Origin of the sequence: Algoriphagus sp. AGSA1 (genome assembly GCF_021390545.1) — a bacterium.
GTDB lineage: Bacteria > Bacteroidota > Bacteroidia > Cytophagales > Cyclobacteriaceae > Algoriphagus.
In genome coordinates, this window is record NZ_JAJUWR010000053.1 from 14,712 (window position 1) to 27,660 (window position 12,949).

Here is a 12,949-nt window from a genome sequence, read left to right on the forward strand (position 1 = left end):
TCAGATTTTCGTTCATTAACCCATCACCCTCAAATAAAAAGCATGAACTTTCTGCCCAAAGCAGACAGGCACCAGCCGACATGGATCACCGTCCAGGTTTTTCGCATTTTCAAATTCCGAAGGGACATCAGATTCTAGCTTAGCGTCTGTTGCTTTGTAGCACAACCCCGAAGAGCGGTCATCATTTTACTGAAATAGTCAAAGTGATTTGATGGCCTAATTCGGATGAGGTTTTATTTAACGGATTTAACGACTAAATTTGTAACCTTTGACTCGTCAAAAACAACCTAAAAACTCATTATGGCTTGGTTTAAAAGAACTGACAAAGGCATCAAAACATCTACAGCTGAAAAGAAAGATGCACCTGATGGCCTTTGGTTTAAGACCCCAAATGGAAACATCATCCATACCAGAGAACTGAAAAACAATGCTTACGTATGTCCTGATGATGATTTTCACGTAAAAATCGGCTCCAAGGAATACTTCGAAATCCTATTTGACAACAACAAATTCAAGGAACTCGACGCTAATATGACCTCGGGGGATCCGCTTAGATTTTCGGATACCAAACCATACGTCGCCCGCATAGAAGCCACCATCAAAAAGACTGAGCTCAAAGACGCGGTAAGGTCGGCAGTAGGAAAGATGAACGGCCTGGACATAGTCATCTCCTGCATGGATTTTAATTTCATCGGAGGATCTATGGGATCAGTAGTAGGGGAAAAAATCGCCCGTGCGATTGATCATTCCCTGAAAAATAAAATCCCGTTCCTGATGATCTCCAAATCCGGGGGTGCGCGTATGATGGAAGCAGGGTTTTCTTTAATGCAAATGGCCAAAACATCTGCCAAGCTTGCGTTGTTGGATCAGGCGGGGATACCGTATATATCTATGCTTACTGATCCTACCACAGGAGGGGTGACTGCATCTTATGCTATGCTAGGTGATTTCAATATCGCTGAGCCTGAAGCGTTGATAGGGTTTGCAGGGCCTCGTGTGATCCGTGAGACTATCGGCAAGGATTTGCCCAAAGGATTCCAGAGTTCAGAGTTTGTTCTTGAGCATGGATTTCTCGATTTCATCGTGGATCGCCGCCAATTGAAAGGGCGATTGACCACCTTACTTAACCTTTTAAAAAATTAATTGGGAAAGTAGAAAAAGGATTTGATGATTAAAGCCAAATTTGAACAGGGATTTGGTCTCTTTTACTGATTAATAAATATATTTGTGCTCCCGTATTGGGCCAATCCATAAGAAAAATTAAACCAAAATTTCATGGGTTCAGTAATTATTACTTCCATTGTAGCTTTTACCATTATTATCCTGCTACTGGTATTTATTCTCCTTTTTGCCCAGTCTAAGCTGGTCAATTCCGGGGATGTCAACATTGTGATCAATGGTGACGAGAGTTCCCCGATAGTAACTTCGGCAGGTACTACCCTGCTTTCTACTCTTGGTGGCCAAAAAATCTTCCTTCCATCAGCCTGTGGTGGAGGTGGTACCTGCGCTATGTGCAAATGTGTGGTAGAAGAAGGTGGGGGGGAGGTTCTACCTACCGAAGTAGGCCACTTGAGCAGGGCCGAGCAACAGAGTAACGTGCGCCTGGCTTGTCAGGTGAAAGTGAAAAACGACATGAAGATCCGTGTGCCGGAAGAAATCTTCGGTATCAAGAAATGGGAGTGTGAGGTTATCTCCAACTACAACGTTTCTACTTTCATCAAGGAGTTCAAAGTGAAACTTCCTGAAGGGGAGGTACTTGATTTTGAGGCGGGTGGATACATTCAGATTGATGTACCTGTAGTGACGGTGAACTTTAAAGGAATGGATATCACCCCTCACCCTGACTTAGGCCATCCGGCAGATGTGTACCAAAGTGACTGGGACAAGTTCGGTCTTTGGGACTTGACCATGAAAAATGATGAGGAACTTTTCAGGGCTTACTCAATGGCCAATCACCCTGCAGAAGGAAATATAGTAATGCTTACCATCCGTATCGCCACACCACCATGGGATAGAGCCAATAATAAATGGATGGATGTGAATCCAGGTGTATGTTCCTCTTATGTGTTCTCTAGAGTTCCTGGTGATAAAGTAACTATTTCGGGACCTTACGGAGAATTCCATATCAACCCAACCCAACGCGAGATGGTTTACATAGGCGGTGGTGCAGGTATGGCGCCATTGAGAGCGCAGATTTTCCACCTTTTCCATACGGAAAAGACCAGAAGGAAAGTCTCTTACTGGTACGGGGGTAGATCCAAAAAAGAACTGTTCTATGTACCTCACTTCAGAGCAATCGAAAAAGACTTCCCTAATTTCCAGTTCCATATAGGATTGTCCGAGCCTCTTCCGGAAGATAACTGGAAAATCAAGAAATCACTCGACGATCAAGAAGGTGATGGATATGTAGGGTTCATCCACCAGGTGTTGTATGACAATTATCTGAAAGATCACCCTGAGCCGGATGAGGTAGAATATTACCTATGCGGGCCTCCTTTGATGAACTCTGCAGTACTAAAGCTGCTTGATGATCTGGGGATTCCTCAGGAAAACATCCGATTTGATGACTTCGGAGGCTGATATAAGACAAAAGATCCCGCTCAGGCGGGATTTTTTATTTAAGTGCCATTTTTGATTATTTTTACCAAAGACAATCACCTTTTATGAATATTCAATCTTACTTTGAGCCAGTAGCCGAATACCTCTGGCAGAAGAAATACCCCGAAAATTCTTTCTTTAAGCAAATCCACTACTTCGGTGAGGAATTTCCGGATTTAAAAGGTGTACAGATCGCACTGGTGGGACTGCGGGAAAACAGAGGACTGGCCAGGATAGAAAGCGCCGATAGGGGAAGTAGTGAGATCAGGGAAAAACTTTATGACCTTAAAAAGGGGTTTGGAGCTTACCGGGTAGCAGATTTAGGTGATTTGATTCCCGGTGAGAAATTAAGTGATACCTATCAGCGTATGCAGGAAGTGGGGGATTACCTGATGAAGCAGCAGATTCTACCTATCTACTTTGGAGGATCACATGACCTGGACTATGGACAATATTTGTCTTACCAGAAAATGAAAAAACTGGTCAGTCTGCTGACCGTGGATGCCAAGCTGGACATGGAAGAAGAAGGCCCACTGGCTGATCAGCATACGCAGGAAATCATCCTTCACCAGCCTAACTTTCTCTTTTCCTCAGCTCATTTGGCTTACCAGAGTTTTCTGGTAGATCCTTCGTTGATTAATGTGGTGGAGAAGCTTTATTTCGAACATGTACGGCTGGGAGAACTGAGAAGTGAATTCAAGGAAGTGGAACCTTTGATCAGAAATGCCGACCTTTTGAGTTTTGATCTTTGTGCCATCCAGTCTGCAGATGCTCCCGGTGCCGTAAATGCGGAACCATTTGGGTTGACAGCGGAGGAAGCCTGCCAGATTTGCTGGTTTGCGGGAACCAACGAGAAACTGAGCTCCATAGGTATCTATAATTATGAGCCTTATTACGATGATGCGGCAAACAAAACCGCCAAGGTGGTATCAGTGATGATCTGGTATTTCCTAGAGGGGTTTTATTCCCGTAAGGACAGTCTATCCTTTAAAAGCAGCGATTATACCAAGTACACAGTGTCCTTGGATACGAAACCAAATACGCTGGTATTCTATAAAAGCAAACGTTCCGGTAAATGGTGGATGGAGATTCCCCACAATGAAACAGAGAAGTTTGACCGGGTGAGCACGGTTCCCTGCAGCTATGCTGACTACCAAATGGCCCAAAAAGGGGAGATACCCGAGCGATGGATCAACGCTCAAATCAAGTTGCTGTAGTGAAAACCTATACCAAGCAGCAGCTAGCCCTGCGGAATGGGCAGGATAAGCCCGAAATCTGGGTGGCCTACCTAGGGGTAATCTATGATGTGAGCAGTTCCAGACTCTGGAAGAAAGGAATGCACTATGAACACTGGGCAGGTCAGGATCTTACAGATGAGCTTCCTGATGCACCCCATACCGAAAAAGTATTTGAAAAATTTCAAGCCATTGGGCAACTAGCATAAATGATATTGATTGCAGACAGCGGGTCTAGTAAAACTGACTGGAGAGTTATCCACTCAGATCGCAGGATAAGCCAGCACCGGGGTATTGGGTTTAACCCCTATTACCAGACTTCTGAGGAAATGGCTATACAGATGCAGGATGATTTTTTGCTTAAGTTGGAAAACGAAGTAGAGGAGATATACTTTTATGGCGCTGGATGTTCATCTGAGGACAGAAGGAATGAAGTGTCTTCCGCTTTGAAAACCATTTTCCCGAATGCTAAAATAACGATAGATCACGATCTAGCGGCTGCGGCCAGATCTACCTGTGGTCACGACCCGGGAATAGCCTGTATTCTTGGGACAGGCTCTAATAGCTGCGATTATGATGGAAAGGCAATTATAGCCACGCGGCCGGCTCCGGGTTACATCTTTGGGGATGAAGGAGGAGGGGGCTATGTGGGCAGGAAGCTTCTAAAGGATTTTATCAATGACGAGATGCCTCCTGAGATTAAAAAAGAACTGATCGATGTCTTTCACCTGACAGCTGTTTCTATACAGGAGCATGTTTATCAGAAACCTTTTCCCAATCGGTACATGGCCAGTTTTTGCAGGTTTATCACTGAGCATAAATCCAATCCGTACTGCTACATGCTTTATTATAGTTCCTTCCAGGATTTCTTTAGGCAGCATGTGATGAAATATGAGAACTATACAGACAAGCCTGTGAATTTCGTAGGATCTATCGCCTATTACAACAGCGATATTCTCCGCAGGGCTGCCTCAGATGTACGGATTAATGTTAATTTGATAATCGAAAGCCCTATTGCGGGATTGACTCTTTATCATAAGGAAGAATTGGAGAATGGAGTATGATCGCGTACCTACGGGATTACACTGCGATGATTATATATATATCCTGTGACCCGTCCGCCGCGCGGCGGACGGGTCACAGGATATATGGCTTTGAGAAGACAAATTATAAACACATAAAATTAAAGCCGCCGTTCGTGTCATCACGAATGGCAAGCACTATCCAAATTTCGGTTTGTGAGACAAACTGAGGCAAAGCACAAAACGGAGCATGATCAGCATCTGTAGCAGACAGGTGCAGGATTCCGTGACCTTTAAACCAATTTCAAAATGAAAGTAACAGAAAGCACCTCTCTTTACGATAATTTAGAGCAAATGAACCTGTTGGATTTGTTGCGGAATATCAACAAAGAAGATAAGAAAGTACCCCTTGCTGTGGAGAAAGTAATTCCTGAAATAAGCGCCTTGGTAGAGGAAATTGTCCCTCGCATGGAAAAGGGTGGCAGATTGATCTACATAGGGGCTGGGACCAGTGGGAGACTTGGAGTATTGGATGCTTCCGAATGTCCACCTACTTATGGGGTGCCATTTGATATGGTGCTGGGACTTATCGCTGGGGGAGATACAGCGATCAGGAGGGCCGTGGAAAATGCTGAAGATGACCCTGAGCAGGCCTGGAATGATATTTTAGGATACGGATTCAATGATCAGGATACTGTGGTAGGGATTGCTGCCTCTGGCACTACCCCCTATGTAATCGGTGGGGTGAGGACTGCTAAGGCTAATGGGTTACTCACTGGGAGTATAACCTGCAATCCCGATTCTCCTCTATCTCAAGAGGCAGCTCATGCCATAGAGGTAGTAGTAGGGCCTGAATTTGTTACGGGAAGTACCAGAATGAAGGCCGGCACTGCCCAAAAATTGGTTTTGAATATGATTTCCACCTCAGTGATGATCAAGATGGGGAGGGTAAAAGGCAATAAAATGGTGGATATGCAGCTATCCAATAAAAAGTTAGTTCAACGTGGCACAAGGATGATTATGGAAGCTACCGGGCTTGATGAACATACTGCCAACCAACTTTTGCTTAGTGAAGGATCTGTACGTAAGGCCACGGAATATTTTTACAAAAAGCAGAATTAATAGTTACCAACATCTGCCGGGTTTTCACCATTGGGACCTGGTAAAATATTCGGTTTGCAAGATGCTAATTCAAAAAAACTGGCAGGTTTCTACGTAACTTTAACAGTTGCCGACGTTTGTGCCCCACAAACGACAAAACAATATTTTTGAACTAGGTGATTATAAATCCCTAGAGAGGCCGTATCTTTGCAGCCCGATTAAGAGGTTGAAGGCCAATTGCTTAATCTTCACAATTTTATCCAGCAGTGATGCTGCAATTCTATGAAAGATAACAATTCAAAAAAGCCGTTTTTCGGCGAAGGGAAAAAAGATTCCAAACCTTCCAATTCGGGACAAAGAGGCGGTTACAAGGGGAAATCTGAAGGATTTGAAAAGTCCAAGGATTCACGAAAGAAATCATTAGGAAAGGCTGAAGATGATTTTTCCGATTTCAGCAAAAGGCCAAGGACAAATAAAAAAACCGGCTTCAAGACTTTGGGGGAAAAGAAATTCGGCTCTAAATCTACTTTTGGCCCTAAAAAAGATCAGGTAGCTGATTTTTCCGGGGAAAAAGAATTTGGTGCCGACAAGAAGCGGTTTTTTACCAAAAAGGAAGAGTCAGATCGTCCTAAGCCGTATAAACGAGATGCTAAGCCAAGGAGGCCTGAATCCCCAGAGAAGTCTGGTGGCCTTATTTACAAAGGACGTGGCAAGGATCAAAAGCCTGTTTTTGCCGAAGGCAGACCTGCGTATAAGTCGGACAAAAAAGAGACAAGAGGCTTTGGTAAGAAGCGTTTTGTAGATCAGGATACGAATGTGGAGCGTCCGGATTATAATTTTGAGTCTCTTCCGCAAAAGAAGAAAAAGATGGAGAATGAGGATAATCTCATTCGCCTGAATAAATACATAGCCAATTCTGGCATTTGCAGCAGACGGGAAGCCGATTCATTGATAAGCCAGGGCTTGGTGACGCTTAATGGGGAGGTCTGTACTGAGCTTGGGCGCAAGGTGAGGAAGACTGACCGCGTAGTGTATCAGGGAAGAAAAATCAATCCTGAGAAGCCGGTTTATGTACTACTGAATAAGCCCAAGGACTTTATCACTACCACCGATGATCCCATGGATCGTAAGACCGTGATGAATCTGGTAGGAAATGCCTGTGAAGAGCGGATTTTTCCGGTTGGACGTTTGGACAGAAATACTACCGGGTTGCTTTTGTTTACCAATGATGGTGAATTGGCAGCTAAGCTTTCCCATCCTTCCAATGAGATCAAGAAGATCTATCAGGTGACGCTGGATAAGCCACTCACCAAGAAAGACGAAGAGGCTATCATTGAAGGTCTGACACTGGAAGACGGCAAAGCTGATGTGGATGATATGCAGGTGTTGTCACTGGATAGAACTATACTTGGCCTTGAGATACATATTGGTAGAAACAGGATCGTTCGTAGAATCTTCGCTCACTTGGGCTATGAAGTGACTGCACTTGATCGGGTAGTTTATGCCGGATTGGACAAAAAAGATCTAAAACGGGGACACTATCGCTTCCTATCTGAGCAGGAAGTGATTCGCTTGAAGTTCTTTGTATAAGCATCAAAAGCTCCCAAATCGGGAGCTTTTATCATTTAATAAGCCATTTTGTTTAGCGCGAAGCCTCATGAATTGTCCTGATGTGATTGCAATCTCCATATTGCAAAGCTTCGAGGTTTTTAGAACCTTGAAGGTTTGAATTTTTGTCCAATTCAGACACAAGGAAGACTGGTAAAAAACCAATAACTATCTTTGGTGTGGTCAGTGAATCGAAAAAATGCATACAAATAAAAAGTCCATACCTGTACATTCCATGCCTGATGATTATAAAGGAGGAATTGTTCTTGGAAGAATGTCTGCAAGCGAGTTACAATTGGAAGAGGCAAGCCATTCTCATCGGCACGATTATCATTTTTTTATTATACAGGAGGAAGGTACCACAGTTTTTGAGATTGATTTCAAAAAACACGTCATCAAAGGATCAGCTGTGCTATACATTCATCCAAATCAGGTACATCGATTTTTAAAGACCAGTGAAGCCGTATTCTTTGGCTTGTTAATCAACAACGAGAGTCTAAACGCAGAATATTTAAACTTACTGGAAGAGATCGTACCGGCAGAGCCCTTAGCTATTCAGGGCGACTGCTTGTCGATAATTACCGATACAGCGACACTGGGTATAAAAGCCCAAGAACGAAAACCGGACAGAGTTTACCATACTTTACTGAAAGACAATAGTAATGCATTAGTAGCCCTGATCCTTTCCCATTATTTAGAAAATGCAAAGCCGGCAGAAAAATTTTCGCGCTTTGAAGCAGTTACAAAGGCATTTAAAACTTCACTGGAACACAACTTTACAAACCTTAAACGGCCTTCCGAATACGCTAAACTCCTAAATATATCTCCGTCGTATCTGAATGAATGTGTTAAAAAGACAACAGGGCATTCCGTTTCGCAACTTATACAGCAGCGGGTAATTTTGGAAGCGAAACGCTTGCTTTATCACTCCGACAAATCAGTAAAAGAAATCGCGGCAGAACTTGGCTACGATGATTACCCTTATTTTTCACGCCTTTTTACGAAAGTGACAGGAATGACAGCAATCACCTTCCGCCACAAAAACCTCGATTAGTCCAATATCTACTCTGTATATGTATTTCCTCCATTGGGAATCCATAGTTCCTTTGCGATGAATTAATCAGTACAGGCAATGATTTCAAGCATACCAAAATGGGTGGGGAATTTATTCGAGGGAGCGCTTCGCCCCAACATGAAGGTTATAGAGACTTCTTATATCAGACGGCGGATAAAGCTGGTACGTTTTCAGGGGGACATCGCAAAGATGGATTTCCAGATAGGATACGCAAACGTGATCCGTGTAAGTGAAACAGAACTAAGAAACTATACTGTGGCACTTTGCGATACCAAAAACGGTATTTTGGACTTTCTCTTTCATATTCACGGAAATGGAGTTGGCAGTGAATACATAGACACCTTAGAGGTAAATGACGAAGTGTATATCAGTCCACCCAGGGGAAAAAGGTTATTCAGTCCGGAAATAAAGCAGCAACTGTTTTTCGGAGACGAGACTTCTATTGGGATAGCCTGTTCTGCGCTCCCCGTCCTAAAGAAAAATAAGCATCAGTACCATTTCTTCTTTGAGCTGGGAGATGAGAATAGAGATGTTCCACAGCTTTTGGAAATAGATAACGTCACCGTTTTTTCGAAGAAGGAAACTTTCAGAAATGAACTATGGGTACGTGATTTATCAATTTTCCAAACTCCTGATTGGAAGCAGGCAAGCTTTGTTTTGACCGGAAATGTAAAATCCGTCCAGACTTTCAGAAAGGTCTTGAAAGATAAGACAATCGGAAAAATACGTGCTCAAGGCTATTGGCTTGAAGGTAAGAAAGGATTGTAAATTTAAAATCAGATAAAATGTCACATTCACATAACCACTCGGATAGGAAAGACCTATCATTAGCCTTTTGGCTTAATGTTTTATTTTCAGTCATCGAAGTTGTTGGCGGGATATTAACCAACTCCACCGCTATTCTTGCAGATGCATTTCACGATTTTGCGGATGCTATAGCTATTGGCCTGGCAGTGTTGTTGGAAAAGCTTTCAGGGAAAAAACGCACACCTAAATTCTCTTATGGGTACAAAAGATTCTCACTGCTGTCGGCCATCGGGATGTCGTTGTTTTTATTAATAGGTGCTGTGTTTATGTGCATTAGTGCTTATCATACTTTTATCAACCCACAAATAGTAGATGGAAAGGGAATGTTATTTCTGGCGATTTTAGGTGTTGCCGTAAATGGCTTTGCTTTCTTAAGAATAAAAAAACCAAACGGACATTCCCATCATCATGGACACAGCCATTCACACGATACTGATTTTAACAGGAAAGCAATAATGCTACACTTGTTGGAAGATGTTTTGGGCTGGGTAGCGGTACTAATTGGAGCCGTTGTGATTTATTTTACCGGCTGGTATTGGGTAGATGGGGTTTTGGCTATCGCAATTGCGATTTTCATAGGCTATAATGCAACGAAAAATCTAATATCCACAATGAAAATTTTAATGCAATCCGTTCCTGCTAATGTGGATGTAGCCCGGCTTTCGGATGAATTGCTTCAGATTCCATATGTTGAAAATATTCATGACCTGCATATTTGGACATTGGAGGGTAGCTATCACGTCGGCTCGCTACATGCGGTTGTTCATGCGATTGACAAAAACAGGGATGTTGATATTCTTCCGTCTATTTTGAAAGTGATGGAAAAGTACAAGATCCTGCATCCCACCATACAGATCGAAACAGCGCGCAGTGATTGTAGATTTGTAAGTTGCTAGACAAAATCCGGACTTAATTTCTCTTTCTAAACTCCGTAGGCGTAACTCCGCAGTGTTTTTTGAATTGCCGGCAGAAATGACTTTCATCCGTAAAACTAAACTCATCTGCGATTTCTGACAACGTATGCTTGCTATAGGTAAGGCGGGCCTTGATAAGGGCGAATTTGTAATTTGTAGTGTACTGCTTTATAGATTCACCAATCTGTTTCTTGAAGAAAATACTGATGTAATTGGGTGCCATATTAAATTCCTTTGCCATCACTTCGATTCTTAGCCGTGACGGAAAATAAATGTTTTTCTTCACATACAATAAGATAGACTCGACTGAATCGGAGTAGGAAGTGACTTGCCCAGCTTTGTCGGACTGCCTGAGTTTCCTGGCCAGAATAATCAAAATACTTCGCATCAGACTATCCCGCACTATTTCATAATAGGGTGATTGTTGGTTTTCATATTCACTTTCAAGGACAGAAAGCAGGTTTAGCAGCTTTACTTTATCATGATTTTCCTTTACTAATGAGCCCCTGCTTTGCAGTGGGATTTGGAGAAGCGTTTCTATGATTGATTTCCCTCTGGATTCATCACTTAGCGATAGGATTTTACTAAAGGGCTCATTGAAACGAATAAAGCAAAACTCTGTTAACTCCCTGATGTCAAAAGAATGATAATCCTCAGGACCTAAGAGGAACACATCCCCATATCCATAGTCAAAACTGTTGCCGTTGAGGTGGTGGACTCCATTCCCTTTTAGGATAAAAATTATTTCAAAATAGGTATGGTTATGTATGGGATGCTGCCATTCGCTTGCCTCAAAATGGTAAATGTTAAATGGAGTATGTAATAGATAGCGTTTCATCTGTTTATTTTTTGTTTTTAATGGGTCAGATGGAATCTCGCATGCATTATAATCATCCCAGTGTGTGACGTTCTTCGTCATGCTCGATTTCATATGGGGCTCATTTGCCATGAAATGTACTTATTAACAATGGATTTTTACAATAAGATTCGAATGGTTGGAGCCTAATTTTGGCATTATTAATCTTTAATCCTGATTGTATGAACTTCTTTGTGATTGCATTTATTTCTATTTTGACTGTTTTAATAACTCCTCCAAGCAAAGTTGATGAGGATTGGGAGTCTCTGTTGGATAGCCAATTGACAAATTGGGAAAATTACCTCAGCTATAGACATAAACCCGGATACAATGGAAAAGTACCAATGGATGAGAACGGCAAGGAAGTTTTGCCTATTGGATACAACAAGGACGAGAATGGAGTATTTACAGTTTTGGAGGAGGCAGATGGGCCTGTGCTACGGATAAGTGGAGAAATCTATGGCAGTATTTTTACTAAGAAATCTTATAAAAATTACCACTTAAAACTTCAAGTTAAGTGGGGGACAGATAAATATGAACCAAGGATGGAGTTACTCAAGGACTCGGGAATCCTATATCATTCTATAGGTGAAGCAGGAGTGGAATACTGGAGATCGTGGATGCTTTCACAGGAATTTCAGGTGATGGAAGGCCATATGGGAGACTTCTGGTGCCAGGCCAGTTCAGCCATTGATATCCGGTCTTTTCCTTCAGAAGGGGATAAAATGAGCCCTGTAGCAGATAGTACACAGCCTTTCCGTCCTTTCCAAAGCGGCGGAGATGTTTTCTGTCTGAGGTCATCCAACTTTGAAACTCCCGGTAATGGCTGGACTACCTTAGAGCTCATTACTTTTGAAGGTAAAAGCCTGCATATAGTTAATGGAAATGTCGCAATGGTGTTGGAAAACTCCCGATATATAAATGAAGATGGCATAGAGGTTCCTCTTATAGAAGGAAAAATTCAGCTTCAGAGTGAAGCCGCCGAGGTCTTTTTTAAAGAGATACAAATCAGACCTCTTAAGGAATTACCAAAGGACTATAGGAGTTTATTTGATGAGTAAATCTTAAGGCATTATTTCGGCTAAAACCGGGAGTAGTATTCTTCCTTGCCTCACCCAATTGATGGGGAGTAGTTTCATCGGATTACTTGTAGTAAATAGGTTCCTGCTTTTTGTCTGGATTACAAATTTGATCCCTTTGATAACATTCGAGATTATTCACTTTCATATCCATTTTATGAATCTGGAAACCGAAAAACAACTACCAGGTTTCAAAATACAATTTATTAAGTACTATTAACAAATATTGAATTTTTTATATGTTTAATTGCATTTTTAACGTACGGAAATTTTAAAAATTAAATTTTTACATTAGAGCAATAAGTAAGTCATCGATGTAATTATTTATTTGGGGATGTCGAAAACCAATTTTTGAGAGTAGGCAACAAACAAAAACTAACAGTTATGAATCTTATTTCATCTTTACTTGAAGTTGTTCTTGGACTATTGTCTGGTCTTTTGGGAGGCCTTGGACTATAATCACATATGGATCAACGATCCCGCCTACTACTGTTGTAATACAATAAATATTGCATAAGGTGGGACACAAAAGAGGCTGTCTCATATTGATGTTTGATAATTGAAGACAGCCTTTTTTATTCAATAGAGGCCGATTTCCTGATTTCGGCCTCTATTTTTTTGAATACCGTTTAATTTTATAGGAATCGGGATTCT

The 12,949-nt window shown here is 42.0% G+C and carries 12 protein-coding genes; 11 read left to right on the forward strand and 1 reads right to left on the reverse strand.

Annotated features, from left to right (window positions below; all coding sequences use genetic code 11):
• Positions 1–300: 300 nt before the first annotated feature.
• From accD to LZF95_RS25005, 10 genes are all read left to right on the forward strand, one after another.
• Positions 301–1,143, forward strand: a complete 843-nt coding sequence (gene accD, locus LZF95_RS24960; protein WP_233758136.1) for an acetyl-CoA carboxylase, carboxyltransferase subunit beta — start codon at positions 301–303, stop codon at positions 1,141–1,143.
• Positions 1,144–1,275: 132 nt separating this feature from the next.
• A complete protein-coding gene (gene nqrF / locus LZF95_RS24965; RefSeq protein WP_233758137.1) occupies positions 1,276–2,580 on the forward strand; it encodes an NADH:ubiquinone reductase (Na(+)-transporting) subunit F in 1,305 nt (434 codons plus the stop codon).
• Positions 2,581–2,663: 83 nt separating this feature from the next.
• Positions 2,664–3,815 carry a formimidoylglutamase gene (locus tag LZF95_RS24970; RefSeq protein WP_233758138.1) on the forward strand — a complete coding sequence of 384 codons (1,152 nt, stop codon included), beginning with the start codon at positions 2,664–2,666 and terminating at the stop codon, positions 3,813–3,815.
• A complete protein-coding gene (locus LZF95_RS24975; RefSeq protein WP_233758139.1) occupies positions 3,815–4,042 on the forward strand; it encodes a cytochrome b5 domain-containing protein in 228 nt (75 codons plus the stop codon). The genes LZF95_RS24970 and LZF95_RS24975 overlap by 1 nt, the downstream gene beginning before the upstream one ends.
• On the forward strand, positions 4,043–4,897 hold the full coding sequence (locus LZF95_RS24980) for an N-acetylglucosamine kinase (RefSeq protein ID WP_233758140.1): 855 nt from the start codon (positions 4,043–4,045) through the stop codon (positions 4,895–4,897).
• 267 nt (positions 4,898–5,164) lie between these two features.
• Positions 5,165–5,977, forward strand: coding sequence for an N-acetylmuramic acid 6-phosphate etherase (murQ, locus tag LZF95_RS24985; RefSeq protein ID WP_233758141.1), 813 nt, complete (start codon positions 5,165–5,167; stop codon positions 5,975–5,977).
• Positions 5,978–6,238: 261 nt separating this feature from the next.
• Positions 6,239–7,546, forward strand: a complete 1,308-nt coding sequence (locus LZF95_RS24990) for a pseudouridine synthase (RefSeq protein WP_233758142.1) — start codon at positions 6,239–6,241, stop codon at positions 7,544–7,546.
• A gap of 217 nt (positions 7,547–7,763) precedes the next feature.
• Positions 7,764–8,618: a helix-turn-helix transcriptional regulator gene (locus LZF95_RS24995; protein ID WP_233758143.1), complete on the forward strand. Its 855-nt coding sequence runs from the start codon at positions 7,764–7,766 to the stop codon at positions 8,616–8,618.
• Between the two features lie 78 nt (positions 8,619–8,696).
• A complete protein-coding gene (locus LZF95_RS25000) occupies positions 8,697–9,407 on the forward strand; it encodes a siderophore-interacting protein (RefSeq protein ID WP_233758145.1) in 711 nt (236 codons plus the stop codon).
• Between the two features lie 17 nt (positions 9,408–9,424).
• The gene (locus tag LZF95_RS25005; RefSeq protein WP_233758147.1) at positions 9,425–10,342 is read left to right on the forward strand and encodes a cation diffusion facilitator family transporter; all 918 of its coding nucleotides are present in this window, start codon (positions 9,425–9,427) and stop codon (positions 10,340–10,342) included.
• Between the two features lie 13 nt (positions 10,343–10,355).
• On the opposite strand, the gene LZF95_RS25010 is transcribed toward LZF95_RS25005, so the two are convergent.
• Positions 10,356–11,198, reverse strand: a complete 843-nt coding sequence (locus LZF95_RS25010; RefSeq protein WP_233758149.1) for an AraC family transcriptional regulator — start codon at positions 11,196–11,198, stop codon at positions 10,356–10,358.
• Positions 11,199–11,398: 200 nt separating this feature from the next.
• On the opposite strand from LZF95_RS25010, the gene LZF95_RS25015 reads away from it, so the two are divergent.
• Complete coding sequence (locus LZF95_RS25015) at positions 11,399–12,277, forward strand: DUF1080 domain-containing protein (protein ID WP_233758150.1); 879 nt, start codon at positions 11,399–11,401, stop codon at positions 12,275–12,277.
• Positions 12,278–12,949: the final 672 nt, after the last annotated feature.